General features: G+C 66.5%; 20 protein-coding genes. 11 read left to right on the forward strand and 9 right to left on the reverse strand.

From position 1 onward, the window contains the following. The first annotated feature begins 77 nt into the window (after nucleotides 1–77). On the forward strand, nucleotides 78–662 hold the full coding sequence (locus WS66_RS03560) for a hypothetical protein (protein ID WP_059600071.1): 585 nt from the start codon (nucleotides 78–80) through the stop codon (nucleotides 660–662). Nucleotides 663–774: 112 nt separating this feature from the next. Next, complete coding sequence (locus tag WS66_RS03565; protein WP_059600070.1) at nucleotides 775–2,196, forward strand: sigma-54 dependent transcriptional regulator; 1,422 nt, start codon at nucleotides 775–777, stop codon at nucleotides 2,194–2,196. Nucleotides 2,197–2,254: 58 nt separating this feature from the next. On the opposite strand, the gene WS66_RS03570 is transcribed toward WS66_RS03565, so the two are convergent. Continuing rightward, entirely contained in the window at nucleotides 2,255–2,746 is a 492-nt protein-coding gene (locus WS66_RS03570) for a hypothetical protein (protein WP_059600069.1), read from the reverse strand. Nucleotides 2,747–3,122: 376 nt separating this feature from the next. Here WS66_RS03570 and WS66_RS03575 point away from each other — a divergent pair, with 376 nt between their 5' ends. Next, complete coding sequence (locus WS66_RS03575) at nucleotides 3,123–3,800, forward strand: response regulator transcription factor (RefSeq protein WP_059600311.1); 678 nt, start codon at nucleotides 3,123–3,125, stop codon at nucleotides 3,798–3,800. Nucleotides 3,801–3,923: 123 nt separating this feature from the next. Here the strand turns inward: WS66_RS03575 and WS66_RS03580 are convergent, their stop codons facing one another. Continuing rightward, nucleotides 3,924–5,477 carry a methyl-accepting chemotaxis protein gene (locus WS66_RS03580; RefSeq protein WP_059600068.1) on the reverse strand — a complete coding sequence of 518 codons (1,554 nt, stop codon included), beginning with the start codon at nucleotides 5,475–5,477 and terminating at the stop codon, nucleotides 3,924–3,926. A 258-nt stretch (nucleotides 5,478–5,735) separates the two neighbouring features. Between WS66_RS03580 and panE the strand changes: the two genes are divergently transcribed. From panE to WS66_RS03620, 8 genes are all read left to right on the forward strand, one after another. Continuing rightward, nucleotides 5,736–6,674, forward strand: coding sequence for a 2-dehydropantoate 2-reductase (gene panE / locus WS66_RS03585; RefSeq protein WP_059600067.1), 939 nt, complete (start codon nucleotides 5,736–5,738; stop codon nucleotides 6,672–6,674). 295 nt (nucleotides 6,675–6,969) lie between these two features. Beyond that, the gene (locus tag WS66_RS03590; RefSeq protein WP_059600066.1) at nucleotides 6,970–7,929 is read left to right on the forward strand and encodes an AraC family transcriptional regulator; all 960 of its coding nucleotides are present in this window, start codon (nucleotides 6,970–6,972) and stop codon (nucleotides 7,927–7,929) included. Nucleotides 7,930–8,046: 117 nt separating this feature from the next. Next, on the forward strand, nucleotides 8,047–8,988 hold the full coding sequence (locus WS66_RS03595; protein WP_059600065.1) for a substrate-binding domain-containing protein: 942 nt from the start codon (nucleotides 8,047–8,049) through the stop codon (nucleotides 8,986–8,988). Nucleotides 8,989–9,050: 62 nt separating this feature from the next. Beyond that, on the forward strand, nucleotides 9,051–10,571 hold the full coding sequence (locus WS66_RS03600) for a sugar ABC transporter ATP-binding protein (protein ID WP_059600310.1): 1,521 nt from the start codon (nucleotides 9,051–9,053) through the stop codon (nucleotides 10,569–10,571). Then, a complete protein-coding gene (locus tag WS66_RS03605; protein ID WP_059600064.1) occupies nucleotides 10,558–11,565 on the forward strand; it encodes an ABC transporter permease in 1,008 nt (335 codons plus the stop codon). Before WS66_RS03600 ends, WS66_RS03605 begins: the two co-directional genes overlap by 14 nt. A 46-nt stretch (nucleotides 11,566–11,611) precedes the next feature. Then, complete coding sequence (locus tag WS66_RS03610) at nucleotides 11,612–12,700, forward strand: alcohol dehydrogenase catalytic domain-containing protein (RefSeq protein ID WP_059600063.1); 1,089 nt, start codon at nucleotides 11,612–11,614, stop codon at nucleotides 12,698–12,700. A gap of 34 nt (nucleotides 12,701–12,734) precedes the next feature. Beyond that, nucleotides 12,735–14,282 (forward strand): FGGY-family carbohydrate kinase, encoded by a 1,548-nt coding sequence (locus tag WS66_RS03615; protein ID WP_059600062.1) that lies wholly within the window; start codon nucleotides 12,735–12,737, stop codon nucleotides 14,280–14,282. After that, nucleotides 14,279–15,037, forward strand: a complete 759-nt coding sequence (locus WS66_RS03620) for an SDR family oxidoreductase (RefSeq protein WP_059600061.1) — start codon at nucleotides 14,279–14,281, stop codon at nucleotides 15,035–15,037. Before WS66_RS03615 ends, WS66_RS03620 begins: the two co-directional genes overlap by 4 nt. A gap of 89 nt (nucleotides 15,038–15,126) precedes the next feature. Here WS66_RS03620 and WS66_RS34020 read toward each other — a convergent pair whose 3' ends face one another. From WS66_RS34020 to WS66_RS03650, 7 genes are all read right to left on the reverse strand, one after another. Further along, entirely contained in the window at nucleotides 15,127–15,270 is a 144-nt protein-coding gene (locus WS66_RS34020; protein ID WP_179955245.1) for a hypothetical protein, read from the reverse strand. Between the two features lie 200 nt (nucleotides 15,271–15,470). Beyond that, nucleotides 15,471–16,055 carry a nucleotidyltransferase family protein gene (locus tag WS66_RS03625; RefSeq protein WP_059600060.1) on the reverse strand — a complete coding sequence of 195 codons (585 nt, stop codon included), beginning with the start codon at nucleotides 16,053–16,055 and terminating at the stop codon, nucleotides 15,471–15,473. Between the two features lie 367 nt (nucleotides 16,056–16,422). Beyond that, entirely contained in the window at nucleotides 16,423–16,818 is a 396-nt protein-coding gene (locus WS66_RS03630) for a type II toxin-antitoxin system VapC family toxin (protein WP_006759143.1), read from the reverse strand. Then, nucleotides 16,815–17,054: a type II toxin-antitoxin system Phd/YefM family antitoxin gene (locus WS66_RS03635; protein WP_082728874.1), complete on the reverse strand. Its 240-nt coding sequence runs from the start codon at nucleotides 17,052–17,054 to the stop codon at nucleotides 16,815–16,817. The genes WS66_RS03630 and WS66_RS03635 overlap by 4 nt, the downstream gene beginning before the upstream one ends. A 486-nt stretch (nucleotides 17,055–17,540) precedes the next feature. Then, nucleotides 17,541–18,014 carry an AidA/PixA family protein gene (locus WS66_RS03640; RefSeq protein ID WP_082728873.1) on the reverse strand — a complete coding sequence of 158 codons (474 nt, stop codon included), beginning with the start codon at nucleotides 18,012–18,014 and terminating at the stop codon, nucleotides 17,541–17,543. A gap of 233 nt (nucleotides 18,015–18,247) precedes the next feature. Then, the gene (locus WS66_RS03645; protein WP_059600059.1) at nucleotides 18,248–18,931 is read right to left on the reverse strand and encodes a Fe2+-dependent dioxygenase; all 684 of its coding nucleotides are present in this window, start codon (nucleotides 18,929–18,931) and stop codon (nucleotides 18,248–18,250) included. After that, entirely contained in the window at nucleotides 18,928–19,683 is a 756-nt protein-coding gene (locus WS66_RS03650; protein ID WP_059600058.1) for a tetratricopeptide repeat protein, read from the reverse strand. Before WS66_RS03650 ends, WS66_RS03645 begins: the two co-directional genes overlap by 4 nt. Nucleotides 19,684–19,685 lie beyond the last annotated feature (2 nt).

Here is a 19,685-nt window from a genome sequence, read left to right on the forward strand (position 1 = left end):
CAAGTTTGACGGGTGTTGGTCCCTCCCCGAGGTCAACACCTCTTTTTGCCTGACGAGGGTACAAGGAGGCCTCAATCATGAGGATCTTTTTGGTCGCGCTGATGCTGGTCGGCACACAAGCCGCCGCGCAGTCGGTTTTCCAGAACCCTGCGGTCTTTGTCATCCTGAGCGAGCAGACCCTCGCGAATGCCGCGAGCGTCCAGCAGGCGCTGACGACGCTCGGCCGCTCGGACAACACGGCATGCGTGCCGATGATGATGGTCGGCGATCCGCAGATGATCTACATGATGCCGGCGGAAGGACACGCACCGTCGTGGCAATCGCCGGTGTACGGTCGTGGCGCGCCGTTCGAAGCGCAGACCGGGCCGACGCCGACCGGCAAGACGATCGGCGCGATGCAGCACGCGGAGGACATGCAGACGCAGCCGTGGAGCGACAGCAGCGCGATCACGCAGAAGATCGCAGGCGAGTCGAGCGTGTCCGCGTCGGCGCGGGTCAGCGACTGGCAGCGCAAAGGGCTGAACACGATCGAGACGGCGACTGCGACGGAAGTGACGGTGAACGGCAAGACCTACCGTGCTTATCGCGAGGATCTCAACCAGACCGCGCGGCCCGTCGTCGAACCGCAGATCTACCTGCAGCGTGTCGTGTTCTGCCGATGACGAAACTTTCCCGAGCGGACATGCCGGCAGCGTCGCGCGTGGGCAGGGAGGCCTGCCGCGCACCGTTTCGCGCCGTCCATTCCGCCAGACAACCCCATGCGGCGAGGCCATTGTGAACCAATGCTGCTCAATCAGACTGTCAGGCCCGCAGGAGGATGAACGGGCCCCGTGCACGCCACAGTTCGTCGCGGTCCCGCGTCTCCATAGCGTGCCGTCACGCCCGCTCGTGTATCTGTCGCAGCGTCCCGATGCGGGGCTCGTCGACTGTCTCGCGTCGCGCGGCTGGGACATGTGGCGCGCGAAATCCGTTGCGGACGCACTCAATCTCGTGAAGGCGAACCGCCTGCATGCGGGCATCGTCGATTTCGACGACTTCGCGTCGCCCGACGTCGCGTCGTTCGAGGCGCTGCTGCGCGATCCGCGGATCGGCTGGGTCGCGCTCGCCGACGACGAGCGACTGCGCGATGCCACCATCGCGCGCCTGATCCGTCAGTGCTGCTTCGGCTACGTGCGCAATGCGACGGCCTATACGACGATAAGTTATCTCGTCGGCCACGCGTACGGGATGCTGAAACTGGAGGAAGGCGATCCGGCCGCCGATGCCGCGCCGCCCGGCGGTACGATGATCGGCGCGTGCGACGCGATGCGCCGTCTGTTCGCGACGATCCGCAAGGTCGCGAACACCGAGGCCACCGTGTTCATCGCCGGCGAATCCGGCACCGGCAAGGAGTTGACCGCGTCGGCGATCCACCAGCATTCGTCGCGCGCCGACGCGCCGTTCGTCGCCGTGAATTGCGCGGCGATTCCGGCGACGCTGCTGCAGGCCGAGCTGTTCGGCCATGAACGCGGCGCGTTCACCGGCGCGCATCAGCGCAAGATCGGCCGCATCGAGTCCGCGCACGGCGGCACGCTGTTCCTCGATGAAATCGGCGACATGCCGTTCGAGAGCCAGGCGAGCCTGCTGCGGTTCCTGCAGGAGGGCAAGATCGAGCGGCTCGGCGGGTATGCGTCGATTCCGGTGGATGTGCGGATTGTGTCCGCGACCCACGTCGATCTCGAGGCCGCGATGCACGCGGGCCGGTTCCGTGCGGACCTGTACTACCGGCTGTGCGTGTTGCGTATCGACGAGCCGCCGCTGCGCGCGCGTGGCCGCGACATCATGCTGCTTGCCGACCACATATTGCGGCGCTATCGCGGCGACAGCGCGCACCGGATTCGCGGCTTCATGCCGTGCGCGATCGAGGCGATCCACGACTATGCATGGCCCGGCAACGTGCGCGAACTGATCAACCGGATCCGCTTCGCGGTCGTGATGACGAATGGCCCGCTGATCTCGGCCGTCGATCTCGAACTGAGCCAGTACACGTCTCACCGGCCGCCGACGCTCGTGGAATCGCGCCGCCAGGCCGAGCGGCGCACGATCGAGGAAACGCTGTTGCGGCATCGGCGCCAGCATGCCGACGTCGCGGCGGAACTCGGCGTCTCGCGCGCGACGCTGTACCGCCTGATGACCGCGCACGGCCTGCACGGCTGACGCCGGTTGCGCCCGCGCGGCATGCGGCCCGGGCTCGCGCGGGCGCCGGTCCGTGGCGTCAGGCCGGCCGTTCGAAGCCCGATTCGACCCAGCGCGCGGCACTGGCCTTGTTGAGCTTGAACCCGGCGGAAACCTTCGCGTCGGCCAGCAGCTCGCCGTACGGGTCGAACGCCTTCAGTTGCGCATACGGCTCGAACTCGTCCGGCACGATGTCGAGCGTGACCGACACATCCTGTCCGGCGTCGTCCTGCACCGTCACTTCCTTGTGGAGCATCGCACGGCGTTGCTGCTCGTGTCGCATCAGCACCTCGGTCGCGGTCTTCACCAGCGTGCGGAACGCATTCGCATCCATCGGCTTCGGATTCTTCTTGTCGCGACCCATCGTCCACGGGCCGACGAGCGCGGGCTCGGCTTCGCCGTCCTTGATCATCTCGACGGCCCAGCCGTCGTCGTCCTCGTTCTTGATGATGCGGGCCGTCCAGCCGTTGTCGCGCCAGAGGCCGTCTTCGTGGATGGTGGTGTCGTCGGGTTGCAGATCGGATTCGGTCATGGGGGAAGCGGGGAGTACGGGTAGCCGGCGAACGGGCGGGCGCGCGGCCGGGAATGGCGCGCTGCCCCTGGCCGGTCGCCCGGAGTGGCATGCAAAGGCCGCAATTTTACCCCGCGGGCCGTCCGTGCGGCCCGCGCGACCCGCAACGTCGGTCGTCCGGCCGACCGCAGGCTGCCGCCGGACGAGCCGACCGGCGCCGATATCAAACTCGTATCACGCCTGCACGGATCAATTCAGACGGCGCCCCATATCCTGGCCGCGCGTTGCTGCCTAGAATGATGTTCGGGATAAAAATATCCTGAACGTCGATTCAATGCCGATCCGGCCGCGCACGCATTCCGCGTCGTGCGGCCCGGCGAACCTTCTGGAACTGCGCATGGGGAAATTCAGAATTCGCACTGTTTTCGCGTACGACTCGCCGCTGACGCTCGCTGGCATGGAGCACATTGCCGGCGACGCGTGCGCAATCGATCTCGTCGGCGTCTCCCGGACCCCGGGCGATCTGATCGAGGTGCTCGGCCGCCTCGACTGCGACATCGTGCTGGTCGACTATCCGATTCGCGGCGACGTGCAGATGGACGGTCTCGCACTGTTCGACTGGCTGCACAGCACGCGCCCGAACGTCGGAGTCGTCGCGCTCGTCGGGAACGAGAATCCGGTGATCTTCCGCTCGATTCTCGCGAAAGGCGGCACGAGCCTCGTCAGCAAGTTCGACGAAGTCGGTCACATCGTCACCGCGATCCATTCGAGCTACAGCGGCGGGCGCTATCAGTCGCCGCTCGTCCGGCGCGCGCTCGATGCGGTCGCCGAGCACGACCAGGCGCCGGTGAAACTGTCGACGCGCGAGATCGAGGTGATGCGCCTTTATCTGGCCGGCCTGCCGATCAAGACGATCGCGCAGCGGTTGAACAAGGGCAAGCAGACCGTCAGCGCGCAGAAGATCAGCGCGATGAAGAAACTCGGCGTGACCAACGACATCGAACTGGTCCAGCGGGCAGCCGGGATCGGGTTCGGCGGTGTCAAGGCCATGAGCCGGCCGGGCGGAGCGGGGTAAGCGTGGACGAAGCGCGCAAGCAGCGCGAGAGGGGCCTGGGTCGTGCAGGGGCCGGCCGCGCATTGCCGGCCGGTCAGGCGAAATCCGTCGGCATCCGGCGGGATGCCGACGGATGGAGCGACGTCAGGCCGGCAACGCGAATCGCGTGACGGCGTCGCGCAGCGCTTCGGCCTGGTCGCGCAGCGAATGCGCGGCGGCCGCGGCTTGCTCGACGAGTGCCGCGTTCTGCTGCGTGACCTGGTCCATCTCGCCCACCGCGCGGTTGACCTGCTCGATCCCCGCGCTCTGCTCGCGCGACGCATGGCTGATCTCGTCGAGGATCTCGTTCACGCGCCGCACCGACTGCACGATCTCGGCCATCGTCTCGCCCGCGTGCGTGACGAGCGACGCGCCGTGCTCGACGGTTTCGTTCGACGACACGATCAGTGACTTGATCTCCTTCGCGGCCGTCGCCGAGCGTTGCGCGAGCGAGCGCACCTCGGCCGCGACCACCGCGAAGCCGCGGCCCTGTTCGCCCGCGCGCGCCGCTTCGACGGCCGCGTTCAGCGCGAGGATGTTGGTCTGGAACGCGATCCCGTCGATCACGCCGATGATGTCGCCGATCTTGTGCGAGCGGTCGGTGATCTCGTTCATCGTGCGCACCACATCGTCGACCACCTCGCTGCCGCGCGTCGCGACCTGCGCGGCCTGGCCCGCGAGCGTCGCGGCCTGGGCGGCGCTGTCCGCGTTCTGCTTCACGTTCGCGGTCATCTGGTCCATGCTCGACGCGGTCTGCACGAGCGCGGCCGCCTGTTCCTCGGTGCGCTGCGACAGATCGGTGTTGCCCGACGCGATCTCGCTCGCGCCGACGTTGATGTTCTCCGTGCCCGCGCGCACGCGCGACACCATGTCGATCAGCCCGCTCTGCATCGTATGCAGTGCATGCAGCAGGCTGCCGCGGTCGTCGTGCTTCACGCTCACGCGCCCGGTCAGGTCGCCCTGTGCGATGCGCTGCGCGGCGTCGAGCGCCACTTCGAGCTCGCCGCCGAGGTTCGCGCGCACGCTTTTCAGCACGAGCACCATCACGATGGTCGAGATCGCGCCGAGCACGGCCGTTATCGCGAGCCAGCGGCCGACACTCGCGAGCACGGCCGAACGCACGTCGTCCGTGTACATGCCCGTCACGAGATACCAGTCCCACGGCGCGAAGCGCTGCACCGCGCTGGTCTTGTCCTGCGGCTTGTCGGCACCCGGCTTCGGCCACAGATATTCGACGAAACCCTTGCCGCCCTCCACGTTGCCGGCCTTCACGATCTCGACGAACAGGTGCTTGCCGTTCGGATCCGTGAAATTCGACATGTCCTTGCCGTTGAGCTCGGTCTTGATCGGATGCATCACGATCGCCGGCTTCGAATCGTTGATCGAGACGTAGCCGTCGGTGCCGTAGCGCATCGCGGCGATTGCCTCGAGCGCCTTCTGCTTCGCGTCTGCTTCCGGCAATGCGTTCTGTTGCGACAGCTTGTAGTAGTGGTCGGCGACGTTCGTCGCCTGCGCGACCAGCGACGCAAGCTGGTCGCGGCGGTCCGTGATCATCGATGCGCGCGTCTGCCACGCGCCGACGCCGGCGATCACGAGCAGGCCGAGCCACAGGATGACGATCATCGAGGCGAGTTTCTGGTTCAGGGAAAGGGTGCGCATGGGTAGTGAGGTCGGTCGGTCGAACAAGCGCGCCGGAACGGCGTGACGGGATAATTCTTTGACGGCATGAAGCGGACGTTGCCGTAGGCGGGAAATCCCTTAGAGACGGCAGCGGCGCGATACCGTCGCGCGCGGTAAGGGTATCTATGCATATACATACTCGGCGTCGCTATACTGTCGGGCGATGGCGGTTGCGCGTCGTGCCCCGACGGTCGGGCGAACGGCGGCGGCGTCGAACGAACCCGAAAGGAGGCAACGATGCGAATTCTGGTGGTGGGAGCCGGCGCGGTCGGCGGATACTTCGGCGGCCGGCTCGCGGCGGCGGGGCGCGATGTGACGTTCCTCGTGCGCGATGGCCGAGCGGCCGCGCTCGCGCGCGACGGGCTGCTGATTCGCAGCCCGCGCGGCGACCTGACGCTCGCGAACGTGCAGACGCTGCGCGCGAGCGACGCGGCCGCGCCCTTCGACCTGGTGCTGTTGAGCTGCAAGGCGTACAGCCTCGACGATGCGATCACATCGTTCGCGCCGTTCGTCGGGCCGACGACGCTGATCCTGCCGATGCTCAACGGGATGCGCCATCTCGACGTGCTGCGCGACCGGTTCGATGCCGCGCAGGTGCTCGGCGGCCTGTGCGTGATCGCGGCGACGCTCGATCGCGAGCAGCGGATCGTGCACCTGAACGACACGGCGGGGCTGTCGTTCGGCGAACTCGCCGGCGGCGAATCGGCGCGCGTGCGCGCGGTGGCCGAGGTGCTCGGCGGCGCGGGTTTCGATGCGACGCTCAGCGACGACATCGCCGCGCGGATGTGGGACAAATGGGTGTTTCTCGCGACGCTCGCGGCGAGCACGTCGCTGTTTCGCGGTTCGATCGGCGACATTCTCGCCGCGCCGGACGGCCGCCGCCTGCTCGAGACGATGCTCGACGAATGCAGCGCGATCGCCGCGCATAACGGTTACATGCCCGATCCCGCCGCGGTCGAGCGGATGCAGCGGATGGTGCTGACGCCGTCGCCGCTGACCGCATCGATGCTGCGCGACGTCGAAAACCGCGCGCGGGTCGAAGCCGATCACGTGATCGGCGACCTGCTTGCCCGCCGTGACCCGCGGGCGGCGGATGCGTTGTCGTTGCTGCGGATCGCGTACAACCACCTGAAGGCGTACGAGGTGCGTGTCGCGCGGGAAAGCGCGGCGGCGTAGCCGAGGCAGCGGCCGTCGTCGACCCGCATGGCGGCCGCTCTCCGGCGCGTGCGTACTTCCCGCCGGCGTTCGGTCGGCGGGGTGCCGCACTGCACAATTTTGCGTTTCGTGTCCGTTTCCACCCGCAACCTGCAAAAAAGTATCGAAAATCAGGCGTAAAGTTGGTGGAGCCGCGCACGCGATCGACCTACATTGCTTCCCATGCGACCGGTCGCGTTGCCGCACGACTCACGCGGCGAACGAGGCGAACCGCCGAACGGCCCGGCCAGCGAGACATGGGAATGGAGACGCCAGGATGATGCATCCCGATCTGGAAGTGGTCGACGTGCGACGCGACGAGTCGTTCAAGGTCTGGTCGCACGGCTATCCGTACCGCACGATCCGCTGGCATTTCCATCCCGAATTCGAACTGCACCTGATCGTCGCGACGAGCGGCAAGTATTTCGTCGGCGACCACATCGGCTCATTCGGCCCCGGCCACCTCGTGCTGCTCGGCCCGAACCTGCCGCACAACTGGGTCAGCGACATGGCCGAAGGGGAAACCGTTGAGCGCCGTAATCTGGTGATCCAGTTCGATCCGTCGTTCGTGCGCCGCTGCATGGACGCGTTTCCCGAATGCCGCGACGCGCAGGCGCTGCTCGACGACGCGCGGCGCGGCGTCGGCTTCGACGATGACACGAGCGCCGCGATCGCACCGCTGTTCGACGAACTGCTGAACGCGCGCGGGATGCGTCGCATCGCGCTGTTCATGACGATTCTCGAACGGTTGTGCGGCGCGGCCGAACGCACGCTGCTCGCGAGTCCCGCGTACGACCAGGCTCACGTGACGCCGACGCGGCTCAGCCACGCGCTGTCGTACATCGGCAAGAACCTCGCATCCGAGCTGCGCGAATCCGATCTCGCGCAATTGACCGGACAGAGCGTCAGCGCATTCTCGCGCGCGTTCCATCGCCATACCGGGTTGCCGTTCGTCCAGTACGTGAACCGGCTGCGGATCGAATCCGCATGCCAGATGCTGCTCGCCGACGACGCGAACATCACCGACATCTGTTTCCAGGCCGGCTTCAACAACGTGTCCAACTTCAACCGCCAGTTCCGCGCGGTGAAGGGGATGGCACCGTCCGAATTCCGCGCGCTGCAGCGGTTGAACGCACGCAGCCGCGAGCTCGCGCTGCACGCCGCGCCCACCGGCAATCCGATGCCGCCGCGCGTGGTCGCGTCCGGTGCGCTCGGGCTCGTACCGCAGCCCGGATGATCGACGGGCATTCGCCCGCCTGACTTTCCTTGCCGTTTCACCCAGCCGATCGCGCCGTTCGCGTCGCGAGGGGCTCGCTTACCCACGAAAAAACCGCACATAACCGGAGACACCGTCATGACGCACGCATCGCTCGCTTCATCCCGCCGCCGCGCCGCCCGCATCGCGGCCGTTGCCGCGGCAGCTGTCGCAACCTGGTTCCCGATGGTCACGCATGCGGCGCCGCTGCGGATCGGCATGACTTTCCAGGAGCTGAACAACCCGTATTTCGTGACGATGCAGAAGGCGTTGAACGACGCGGCCGCGTCGATCGGCGCACAGGTCGTCGTGACGGACGCGCATCACGACGTCAGCAAGCAGGTGAGCGACGTCGAGGACATGCTGCAGAAGAAGATCGACATCCTGCTTGTGAATCCGACCGATTCGACCGGCATCCAGTCGGCGATCACGCAGGCGAAGAAGGCCGGCGCGGTGGTCGTGGCCGTCGACGCGAACGCGAACGGCCCGGTCGATTCGTTCGTCGGCTCGAAGAATTACGACGCGGGCGTGATGTCGTGCGAATACCTCGCGAAGGCGATCGGCGGCAGCGGCGAGGTGGCGATCCTCGACGGCATTCCGGTCGTGCCGATTCTCGAACGCGTGCGCGGATGCAAGGCCGGCCTTGCGAAATTCCCGAACGTGAAGCTGGTCGACACGCAGAACGGCAAGCAGGAGCGCGCGACCGCTTTGTCGGTGACGGAGAACATGATCTCCGCGCATCCGAACCTGAAGGGCATCTTCAGCGTGAACGACGGCGGGTCGATGGGCGCGCTCGCCGCGATCGAGGGATCGGGCAAGGACATCAGGCTGACCAGCGTCGACGGCGCCCCCGAGGCGATCGCGGCGATCCAGAAACCGAACTCGAAGTTCATCGAGACGACCGCGCAGTTCCCGGCCGACCAGGTGCGCATCGCGCTCGGCATCGCGATCGCGCGCAAGTGGGGCGCGACGGTGCCGAAGGCGATTCCGGTCGACGTGAAGGTCGTCGATCGCGGCAATGCCAAGGGATTCAGCTGGTGAGCGACGCGCAACGCGACGTGGAGGGCGGCGGCCCGGTCGACGCCCTTCGCACGGAGAAGCCGATGGACACGATACTGACGCTCGATCACATCATGAAAAGCTTTCCGGGCGTGAAGGCGCTGTCGGACATTCACCTCGAAATCGCGCGCGGCGAGATTCATGCGCTGCTCGGCGAGAACGGGGCTGGCAAGTCGACGCTGATGAAGATCCTCTGCGGGATCCAGCAGCCGGATGCCGGCACGATCGAGATCGACGGCAGCGCGCGGCATTTCGCGAGTTATCACGACGCGGTCGAGGCCGGAGTCGGCATCGTGTTCCAGGAATTCAGCCTGATTCCGCACCTCGATGCCGTCGACAACCTGTTCCTCGGCCGCGAGCTGCGCACCCGCTGGGGTGTGCGCGATCGTGCGCGGATGCGGCGTGTCGCGGCCGGCATCTTTGCGCGGCTCGGCGTGACGATCGATCTCGACGCGCCATTGCGCACGCTGTCGGTCGCGCAGCAGCAGTTCGTCGAGATCGGCAAGGCACTGTCGCTCGACGCGCGCATCCTGATTCTCGACGAACCGACCGCCACGCTCACGCCGGCCGAGGCCGAACGCCTGTTCTCGATCATGCGCGAGCTGAAGCGGCAGGGTGTCGCGATGATCTTCATCTCGCATCATCTCGACGAGATTTTCGCGGTGTGCGATCGCATCACGGTGCTGCGCGACGGTCAGTATGTCGCGACCACCGACGTCGCGCGCACGGACGTCGAGCAACTGGTGCGGATGATGGTCGGACGCCGGCTCGAAAGCAGCTTCCCGCCGAAGCCGGCGCGCGCCGCCGATGCGCCCGCCGTGCTCGAAGTCGACGCGCTGCAGATCGAGCGCGACGGCCCGGTCAACCGCTTCGCGCTGCATGCGGGCGAGATTCTGGGCTTCGCGGGGCTCGTCGGTTCCGGCCGTACCGAGACCGCGCTCGCGATCATCGGCGCGACGCGCGCGCACCGCAAGGACGTGCGCGTGCGCGGCGCGGCGGCGAAGCTCGCCGATCCGGCCGATGCGCTGCGCGCAGGCATCGGCCTTCTGCCGGAGAGCCGCAAGACGGAAGGGCTCGTCACGTCGTTCTCGATTCGCGACAACATCTCGCTGAACAACCTCGGCAAGTACCGGTCGATGCGCTGGCTGATCGATCGCCGCGGTGAAGCCCGTACGACGAACGACGTGATGCGGCGTGTCGGCGTGAAGGCGCCGTCGATCCATACCGAGGTCGCGACGCTGTCGGGCGGCAACCAGCAGAAGGTCGTGATCGCGCGGTGGCTGAATCACCATGCGACGGTGCTGATCTTCGACGAGCCGACGCGCGGCATCGACGTCGGCGCGAAAGCAGAAATCTACGGGCTGATGCGCGAACTCACCGCGCGCGGCTACGCCATCATCATGATCTCGTCCGAGCTGCCGGAGATCGTCGGCATGTGCGATCGCGTCGCCGTGTTCCGGCAGGGCCGCATCGAGGCGACGCTCGAAGGCGACGAGATCGATCCCGACACGGTCATGACCCATGCCACGGGCGGCACGCGAGGAGCGACCCATGAACTTGCCTGATTCTTCTTCCCCGGCTTCCACGACACTCGCGGCCGCGGCCGGCGAGATGCCGCCGCCGCGCGCGATGTGGACGCAACTGCGGCACTCGACGCTGTTCTATCCGCTCGTCGGGCTGATCGTCGTGTGCATCGCGATGATGATCGCGAGCCCGAGCTTCCTGTCCGCCGCGAACCTGGAGAACGTGCTGCGGCAAGTGTCGATCAACGCGATCATCGCGGTCGGCATGACCTGCGTGATCCTGACCGGCGGGATCGACCTGTCGGTCGGCTCGGTCATGGCGCTGTCCGGCACGCTGGCGGCCGGGTTGATGGTGGCCGGCGTGAATGCGGTCGCCGCGCTCGCGATCGGCATCGCGGTGGGTTTCGGGTTCGGCTTCCTGAATGGCGTGTTCGTTGCGTTCGCGGGGATGCCGCCGATCATCGTCACGCTCGCGACGATGGGCATCGCGCGCGGCCTCGCGCTGATCTATACGGGCGGCTATCCGATCGACGGGCTGCCCGACTGGGTCGCGTTCTTCGGCAGCGGCAAGGTGCTCGGCATCCAGGCGCCGGTGCTGATCATGCTGGTCGTCTACGCGATCGCATGGCTGCTGCTCGATCGGATGCCGTTCGGCCGCTACGTGTATGCGATCGGCGGCAACGAGCAGGCGACGCGGCTCACCGGCGTGCGCGTGGCGCGCGTGAAGCTGATCGTCTACATGCTGGCCGGGCTCACGTCGGCGCTTGCCGCGATCGTGCTGACCGGGCGCCTGATGAGCGGGCAGCCGAACGCCGGCGTCGGTTTCGAGCTCGACGCCATCGCGGCCGTCGTGATGGGTGGCACGTCGATCTCCGGCGGGCGCGGCGCGATCCTCGGCACGCTCGTCGGTGCGTTGCTGCTCGGTGTGCTCAACAACGGGCTGAACATGATCGGCGTGAACCCGTATGTGCAGAACGTGATCAAGGGCGGAATCATCCTGCTCGCGATCTACATAAGCCGCGAACGGTCCCGGTAACGATTCATTCATCAGACATCCGAAACATCAACGGAAGAGACAACTCATGACGACACCCGAAGCCCAGCCGCGCATGACCGCGGTGGTTTGCCACGGCCCCGAGGATTACCGCGTCGAGCAGGTCGCGAAGCCGCGCGCGGGCGCGAACGAGCTCGTGATCCGCATCGTCGCGTGCGGGATCTGCGCGAGCGATTGCAAATGCTACACGGGCGCGAAAATGTTCTGGGGCGGCCCGAGCCCATGGGTAAAGGCGCCCGTGATTCCCGGTCACGAATTCTTCGGCTACGTGGAAGCGCTCGGCGACGGCGCGGCCGAGCATTTCGGCGTCGCACTGGGCGACCGCGTGATCGCCGAGCAGATCGTGCCGTGCGGAAAGTGCCGCTACTGCAAGTCGGGCCAATACTGGATGTGCGAGGTGCACAACATCTTCGGCTTCCAGCGCGAGGTCGCCGACGGCGGGATGGCCGAGTACATGCGCATTCCGCCGACGGCGATCGTGCACAGGATTCCGCTGGGTGTGTCGCTCGAGGATGCGGCGATCATCGAGCCGCTGTCGTGCGCGATCCATACCGTGAACCGTGGCGACCTTCAGCTCGACGACGTCGTGGTGATCGCGGGCGCGGGCCCGCTCGGCCTGATGATGACGCAGGTCGCGCACCTGAAGACGCCGAAGAAGCTCGTCGTGATCGACCTGATCGACGAGCGGCTCGAACTCGCGCGGCAATACGGCGCGGACGTGACGATCAATCCGACGCGCGACGATGCGCGCGAGATCGTCCGCGCGCTGACCGACGGCTACGGATGCGACGTGTACATCGAGACGACCGGCGCGCCGGTCGGCGTGAACCAGGGGCTGGAACTGATCCGCAAGCTCGGCCGGTTCGTCGAGTTCAGCGTGTTCGGCGAGGACACGACCGCCGACTGGTCGATCATCGGCGATCGCAAGGAGCTCGACGTGCGCGGTGCGCATCTGGGGCCATATTGCTATCCGGTCGCGATCGACCTGCTCGCGCGCGGACTCGTCACGTCGAAAGGCATCGTCACGCACGGCTTCGCGCTGGAGGACTGGGACGAAGCGATCCGCGTCGCGAAGTCGCCCGAATCGATCAAGGTGCTGCTGAAGCCGGCGCGTTGAACGACGGCTCGTGCGATCCCTCACCGGAGACACCATGGAATACGTGATAGGCGTCGACATCGGCACGCAGAGCACCAAGGCGCTGCTCGTCGACCGGCATGGCACGATCGTCGCGCGCCGTTCGGCCGGCTACCAGCCCGACACGCCGCGCCCGCTGTGGGCCGAGCAGTGGCCGCAGGTGTGGTTCGATGCGGTGCTCGACTGCATCGCGGGCTGCGTGAGCGACGCGCGCGCGCACGGCGTGCCGGCCGACGCGATCCGCGCCATGTGCGTGAGCAGCCTGTACGGCGGCTCCGGCATTCCGGTCGACCGCGACATGCGGCCGCTGCACCCGTGCCTGATCTGGATGGACCGGCGCGCGACCGCGGAGGTCGACTGGGTGAACGAGAACGTGAACGTCGAGCGGCTGCGCGTGATCACAGGCAACGGCGTCGACAGCTACTACGGGTTCACCAAGATGCTGTGGCTGCGCGAGCAGCGCCCTGATGTGTGGGCGAATGTGCGTTATTTCCTGCCGCCGAACGCGTACGTGATCTATCTGTTGACCGGCGAAGTCGCGGTCGAGCACAGTTCGGCCGGCAACATCGGCGGCGTGTACGACGTCGCGCGCCGCGAGTGGTCCGACGATGCACTCGACATGCTCGGCATCCCCGCGACCATGATGCCCGAGCGGCTCGTCGAATCGACCGACGTCGTCGGCGGGCTGCTGTCGCAATGGACGGAACGGCTCGGCCTGCCGGCCGGCACGCCGGTCGTCGCGGGCGGCGTGGATGCGGCCGTCGCGACCTTCGCGGCCGGTGCGACGCGCACCGGCCAGCATGTCGCGATGATCGGCACCAGCATGTGCTGGGGCTACGTGAACCAGCACGTCGATGCGCGGCACGGGCTCGTCAGCATGCCGCACGTGTTCAACGGTCAGCGCGACCTGTACGTGTTCGGCGGCGCGATCACGGCCGGTGCATCGGTCGCGTGGTTCCGGGATCAGTTCTGTCATACGGAGATCGATGCGGCGCGATTGCTGCCGCACGGCGACCCGCACGTGCTGCTCGAGGAAGCGGCCGAAAGCGTGCCGCCCGGCGCGGACGGCGTGCTGTTCCTGCCGTACCTGATGGGCGAACGCAGCCCGGTGTGGGACGCGAAGGCGAGCGGTGCATTCGTCGGACTGAGCCTCGCGCACACACGCGCGCACCTGTATCGCGCGGTGCTGGAAGGCGTCGCGTTCGCGCTGCGTCACAACATCGAGGCCGGCCGGCGCGGCGCGGTGGCGCTGGACGACCGGTTGATCGTCGTCGGCGGCGCCGCGCATTCGGCGCTATGGATGCAGATCATCGCGGACGTGACCGGTTTTCCGGTATGGACGATCGAGCAGGACGTCGAAGCCGCGATGGGCGCCGCGTTGCTCGCGGGCGTCGGCGCGGGGCTGGTGTCGCACGGCGACGCGCAGGGCGGCTGGGTCACGCTCGTCGAACGCGCGCGTCCCGATGCCGCGCGCGCGAACGCGTATGCGGCGCGCTTCGCGCTTTATACGGCGTTGTATCCGGCACTCAAGCCGATCATGCACGAACTGCGCGCATCATCATGAAGACACGATTCGATTTCAGCGGTGCGCGAGTGCTCGTCACCGGTGCGTCGAGCGGGATCGGGCGCGCTTGCGCGGTTGCGCTGGCCTATGCAGGTGCGCGGGTCGTCGCGGCGGGGCGCGATGTGGCCGCGCTCGATTCGCTTGCGGGCGAGATCGCATGCGAAACCTTGCGCATCGATATCGGCGGCGACGAACACGCGATCGATGCGGCGCTCGCCGTGCATGATGCGTTCGACGGGCTCGTCAATTGCGCGGGGATCGCGTCGCTCGAACCGGCGCTCGAGGTGAGTGCGGCGCACTTCGATCGCGTGATGGCCGTCAATGCGCGCGGCGCGGCGCTGGTTGCGCGGGCCGTCGCGCGGAAGATGATCGAACGCGCGGGGCGCGGCGCGGCATGCGCGCGGGGCAGTATCGTCAACGTATCGAGCCAGGCCGCGCTCGTCGGCCTGCCGGCGCATCTGAGCTATTGCGCATCGAAGGCGGCGCTCGATGCGGTGACGCGTGTGCTCTGCATCGAACTCGGCGCGCACGGAATCCGCGTGAACAGCGTGAACCCGACCGTTACGCTCACGCCAATGGCGCAGTTCGCGTGGAGCGAGCCGGAGAAGCGCGCGCCGATGCTCGCGGCGATTCCGCTCGGGCGATTCGCGGAACCGGACGAGGTGGTCGAGCCGATCCTGTTCCTGCTCAGCGACGCGGCGTCGATGATCAGCGGCGTGTCGCTGGCCATCGACGGCGGGTATACGGCGCGGTAGCGGGCGCGAGCGGCGGCACTCGCACGGCAGTGGCCGTCGCTTGTCGGGGCGAATGTCGGAGCAGGTCGGATGGCACCGGCGGATGCCGGCTAGACCGGGTCCTTGCTCGGCGGTCCGTCGGGTTGCTGCGGGTTGTCGTGAGGATGCCCCGGTGGCGGTGGCGACAACGGATCGTCTTCCGGATCGCGGTTCGGGTCGGCCGGGGGCTCGGGCGTCGGGGTCGTGTGGTCCATGGGAAACTCGCGTAATGCGTGGCGGCGGTGGCGCGGCGGGCGTGCCTCGTCTCCGTTATAGGCAATCGGGCGGGTGTTTGCAGCGGGATTCTCGCAGCGGCATGCGGATTGCCGGCGATATGCGAGCCTCTGCAGGTATCGCGCCGGATCGCGCGAAGGCCGGCATCCACGATGTGCGGTGCGGCCGGTGCGTTCCGATGTCAGCGCAGATCCGCAGGCGTGTCGACGTCGCGAAGGATGCCGGGATCGTCGACGTCGAGCAGGTTGACCGGTGTGCTTGCGAACAACGCGCGGGCACCCGTATCGCCGTCGAGCGCGGCCAGCGCATCGTAATGGTGCGCGGCGAAGCCGACCGGATGACCGCGTACGCCGCGATGGACGGGGGCGACGATCGATGCGTCATCGGCGTCGAGCGCGCGCGTGAGCATTTCGTAGGTAGATGCCGCGATCCACGGCATGTCGCCGAGCGCGACCAGCCAGCCGGTTGCTTCCGGCGTCGCGCGGACGCCGGCTGCGAGGCTCGCGCCCATGCCGCGCATCGCGTCGGGCGCGTAGACGACCTGGCAGCCGGCTTCGTTCAGCAGAATCGCGAGTTTTTCCGCGCCGGGGCGCACGACGGCGATCACGTCGGCCGTGGCCGCGGCGAGGCGACGGGCAGCCGCGACCGCAACCGGCGTGCCGTCGGGAAGCAGCGCGAGCAGCTTGCTGTGCAGACCGCTTGGGTCGAAGCGTTGACCGAGACCGCCGGCGAGCAGGACGCCGGTGGCGAGTGACGCATAGGACATCGGCGCGGGGGGAGGAAGGCAGGTGGGCCGATTGTGCGGGAGTGGGCGGGGATCGGCAAGTGCGGATGTTACCGATGCGTGCGCATTGCCGCCGGAAAGAATGTCCGCGGGCAGCTTCGTCGAGCAGAGTGTGCTCGACAGGGCTGGATATGGCGAGCGATTCGCTTTGCATCGCGAGGCAATCGCGGTCGTAGCGCTGCCAATGCCACTATTCGCGTGGTAATGCGTGAAACCGGTATGGGGCGGTGCGTTGATCGATAGCGGACGGTTTCGCAAGAGCGTCGCCATCGGTTCGGTCAGACGAATCGCCTGTCGGCCGAAGTCACGCTCCGTCGGTGCGTGAATTTGGCCGACGGGTAGATGACGGTCACCAGAGCGTCTTCACGTGCGCATACGCACGAATCTTTTCGTCGCGCGTGACGAGCGGCGCGCCGAGCCGCCGCGCGGTGGCGACGATCATGCGATCGGCCGGATCCTTGTGGAACGTGCCGGGCAGGGCGGTGGACTTCGCGGCGATGTCGGCGTCGACTGGCACGAAGCGCATGCCGTCGATTTGCGCGACCGTCGCGAGCCACGCATCGACGTCCATCGTCAGCGCGAGGCGTTCGTTGCGCACCAGCATCGCGATTTCCCATGCGGAGATCGCGGACGCGGCGAGCGTGCCTTCGCCGCGCGCGCGATCGATTGCGCTGCGGGCCTTCTTGCTGAGCGACGGATCGCCCGCTACCCACCACACCAATGCATGCGTATCCAGCACGATCACCGCGACGCCTCCCAATCATCTTCCGCAATCGGATCGAGAGGATTGTCGTAGCGCATGACCGAGCCGCGCAACATGTCCAATGGCTGGGCTTCGCTCGCGTGATAGGGCCGGATTTCCAGCGTCGGCTTGCCGTGGTCGGTAACGATGAGGCTTTCGCCCGACGCCTCGACAAGCCGGAAGTATTCGAGTGCGCGGGCCTTGAATTCGGATTTCGATACGGGAGCGTGCGGCATCATGATCTGAGCATGGTCATTTGACGATGGTCATTTTAGATCGGCGTGGCGACCTGATGCAAGCGACGAGCGGGACGGTCTTGGCCGACGTTTTCAATCGTGGCACGGCTTTACCGGAGATCGCCGACGGGCGACGCCGCAAGCGGTCGGTCGCGCGACCGGCAACGCAATGCCTGATTGTCGAAGTTGCATGCGCACGAGCTTTCGGAGGCTCGGGGAGATGCGGCGCGATCGGGACGCGCTCGACAGGGCAAGCAGAGTCCGTCAGAACAAGGCGCTGCCCGACCTGGATACGGTGAGTCGTGGCGAACGCCAGGAATTCGGACGCCGCTATCGCGGTGCTCACCCGAACCCGACGTGCCACAGGGGAAATGGCGGAACTTCGCGCGATTGTGCAGGCAGGTTGGAACGAATGAGTGGATGGATCGTATTGAGTGGCGCTCCCTCGCCGCGGTGAAGAATGAGCGCCACGGAATGAACTGCAGTCCGTCAACTAGTCGTGATTGATATATTGCACTGGTAGTAACCGGTCTGTCGGCCTTCGCGCCCAATTATTACGAAGCGAATCCCGCATGTGGCTTGTCCCTTGCGGCCTGCGGTAGATTTCCAGTGCCATAGTTTTATATTGTTGTTCACGGTTGGCTCACTCGGGTTTTCTGGGTTCGGGGTGAGCGTTGTTCCGTTAAGCGACTCTAATTGTGGCTGAGTGATTACTTCGTCAGTGCCGACGAAATCATAAATTTCGCATGGGTCACCAAGACCAATTGCAGAGGCCCGCCAATAGACCGGATCCAGTGAGTTGAAAGAAAGGTTGTTATCCTTGGCACTCTGGCCGCTTCCGGCAATGGAAACATGCGAGGGATCCACCGTAGAAGGATTGGAGGCGCTATTGTCGAATCCAACCGATTTTACGATCGCCTCCGTGTCGATTGCTACCAAAACGTCGATCACGTCCGTGTTCATAATCGTCTCCTTAAAATGGATACGCCGAAATCGCCAGGCAGGATTTTGGCATCATGCAATTTCCACCGATTGGCGCTAATTCATAATGTCTAATTGTCATACCATAAGAACATAGCTCAAATTCGGAGGGCATGCTATCTCGATTTTGTAACGTCGGATATGTAATCGATTACGCTGCCAACGCTCGGGCGCTACTCGCGTGCATGCGCATTAATTTCTACCGAAAAGCCACCCTACGCATCCGCCCACTTCCTCAACAGGTTGTGATAAATCCCCGTCAGTGAAATGACCATCGGATCCTTCGCGCCTTTTTCGGCCGACAACGCCTGAATCTGCGTATCGAGCTGGAACAGCAGCGTGCGATCGCCGTCGTCGCGCACCATGCTCTGGATCCAGAAGAACGACGCGACACGTTCCCCGCGCGTCACGGGCGTCACGCGATGCAGGCTCGACGCCGGATACAGCACGAGATCGCCCGCCGGCAGCTTCGCGCGATGCACGCCATATGTATCTTCCACGCACAGCTCGCCGCCGTCGTACGCGTGCGGTTCCTCGAGAAACAACGTCGCCGACAGGTCGCTGCGCACGCGAAAATCCGTACCGCGCAGCAGCCGGATCGCGTTGTCGACATGCGTGCCGAACGCCTCGCCGCCTTCGTAGCGATTGAACAGCGGCGGAAACACCTTGAGCGGCAGCGCCGCCGAAAAGAACAGCGGATGCCGGGCCAGCGCATCCTGGATCGCATCGCCGACCGCGCGCGCGACCGGCGAACCTTCCGGCAACTGCCGGTTGCGTTTCGCGAGCGCCGACTGCGTGCCGGACGTTGCGTTGCCGTCGATCCAGTCGACGGCATCGAGCATTTCGCGGCATTGCGCGACCTGCGCCTTGGTCAGCACGCCGGGGATATGAAGCATCATGATTCGGACTCCATGCCATGAGGCGGCAGCTGCAGCGCCGCCACGCGCAACGCATCGAGCGGCGACGACGCGAGATACGCGCGCATCTTCGCGACGAATGCGGGGGTGGCGGTGGCCGGCACGCGCGCGAGCCAGACGAGGGCTTCGTCAACGCGCCCGCGATCGGCGAGCAGTCGCGCGTAGTTGAACTGGCCGCGAAAATCACCGGCCTCGGCGGCGCGGCGATAGTGGTCGAACGCGGCGTCGACATCGACGGCCACGACCCAGCCGTCCTCGTAGAAGCCGCCGATCAGGTTGATCGACTTCGCATGGCCGAGCGCAGCGGCGCGGCGAAACCAGTCGAGCGCGGCGGCGCGATCCTCGGCGATGCCGTTGCCGAGCGCGAGCGCCGTCGCATGGTTGTACATGCCCCAGTCGAGGCCGGCCTGCGCGGCGAGCCGGTACCAGTACACGGCCACCGGTGCGCATGCGGCCGTACCCCAGCCGAACTCGTAGCAGCGGCCGAGCATGTTCATCGCCATCGGGTGACCGGCTCGTGCCGCATGCCGGAACCAGCCGAATGCGGCGGCCGGATCGCGCGCGACGCCGTGCCCGTCGAGCAGGTACTGGCCGTAGACGGCTTGCGCGTCGACGATCCCGTTTTCGGCGGCTGCCGCGACCCACGCCGCGGCGCGCTCGGGCGGCCCGGCCAGGATGTCGGCGAACGCGCGCGGCGACACCGACGCGAGCGCCTTCAGCGAGACGGTCTCCATCG

This window comes from Burkholderia sp. LA-2-3-30-S1-D2 (assembly GCF_001523915.2).
Classification (GTDB): Bacteria; Pseudomonadota; Gammaproteobacteria; order Burkholderiales; family Burkholderiaceae; genus Burkholderia; species Burkholderia diffusa.

Bases quoted from the DNA above. Each gene is read 5' to 3' on its own strand.
- WS66_RS03560 (WP_059600071.1), top strand. From the start codon at position 78: ATGAGGATCTTTTTGGTCGCGCTGATGCTGGTCGGCACACAAGCCGCC.
- WS66_RS03570 (WP_059600069.1), bottom strand. From the start codon at position 2,746: ATGACCGAATCCGATCTGCAACCCGACGACACCACCATCCACGAAGAC.
- WS66_RS03575 (WP_059600311.1), top strand. From the start codon at position 3,123: ATGGGGAAATTCAGAATTCGCACTGTTTTCGCGTACGACTCGCCGCTG.
- WS66_RS03580 (WP_059600068.1), bottom strand. From the start codon at position 5,477: ATGCGCACCCTTTCCCTGAACCAGAAACTCGCCTCGATGATCGTCATC.
- panE (WP_059600067.1), top strand. From the start codon at position 5,736: ATGCGAATTCTGGTGGTGGGAGCCGGCGCGGTCGGCGGATACTTCGGC.
- WS66_RS03590 (WP_059600066.1), top strand. From the start codon at position 6,970: ATGATGCATCCCGATCTGGAAGTGGTCGACGTGCGACGCGACGAGTCG.
- WS66_RS03595 (WP_059600065.1), top strand. From the start codon at position 8,047: ATGACGCACGCATCGCTCGCTTCATCCCGCCGCCGCGCCGCCCGCATC.
- WS66_RS03600 (WP_059600310.1), top strand. From the start codon at position 9,051: ATGGACACGATACTGACGCTCGATCACATCATGAAAAGCTTTCCGGGC.
- WS66_RS03605 (WP_059600064.1), top strand. From the start codon at position 10,558: ATGAACTTGCCTGATTCTTCTTCCCCGGCTTCCACGACACTCGCGGCC.
- WS66_RS03610 (WP_059600063.1), top strand. From the start codon at position 11,612: ATGACGACACCCGAAGCCCAGCCGCGCATGACCGCGGTGGTTTGCCAC.
- WS66_RS03615 (WP_059600062.1), top strand. From the start codon at position 12,735: ATGGAATACGTGATAGGCGTCGACATCGGCACGCAGAGCACCAAGGCG.
- WS66_RS03620 (WP_059600061.1), top strand. From the start codon at position 14,279: ATGAAGACACGATTCGATTTCAGCGGTGCGCGAGTGCTCGTCACCGGT.
- WS66_RS34020 (WP_179955245.1), bottom strand. From the start codon at position 15,270: ATGGACCACACGACCCCGACGCCCGAGCCCCCGGCCGACCCGAACCGC.
- WS66_RS03625 (WP_059600060.1), bottom strand. From the start codon at position 16,055: ATGTCCTATGCGTCACTCGCCACCGGCGTCCTGCTCGCCGGCGGTCTC.
- WS66_RS03635 (WP_082728874.1), bottom strand. From the start codon at position 17,054: ATGATGCCGCACGCTCCCGTATCGAAATCCGAATTCAAGGCCCGCGCA.
- WS66_RS03640 (WP_082728873.1), bottom strand. From the start codon at position 18,014: ATGAACACGGACGTGATCGACGTTTTGGTAGCAATCGACACGGAGGCG.
- WS66_RS03645 (WP_059600059.1), bottom strand. From the start codon at position 18,931: ATGATGCTTCATATCCCCGGCGTGCTGACCAAGGCGCAGGTCGCGCAA.
- WS66_RS03650 (WP_059600058.1), bottom strand. From the start codon at position 19,683: ATGGAGACCGTCTCGCTGAAGGCGCTCGCGTCGGTGTCGCCGCGCGCG.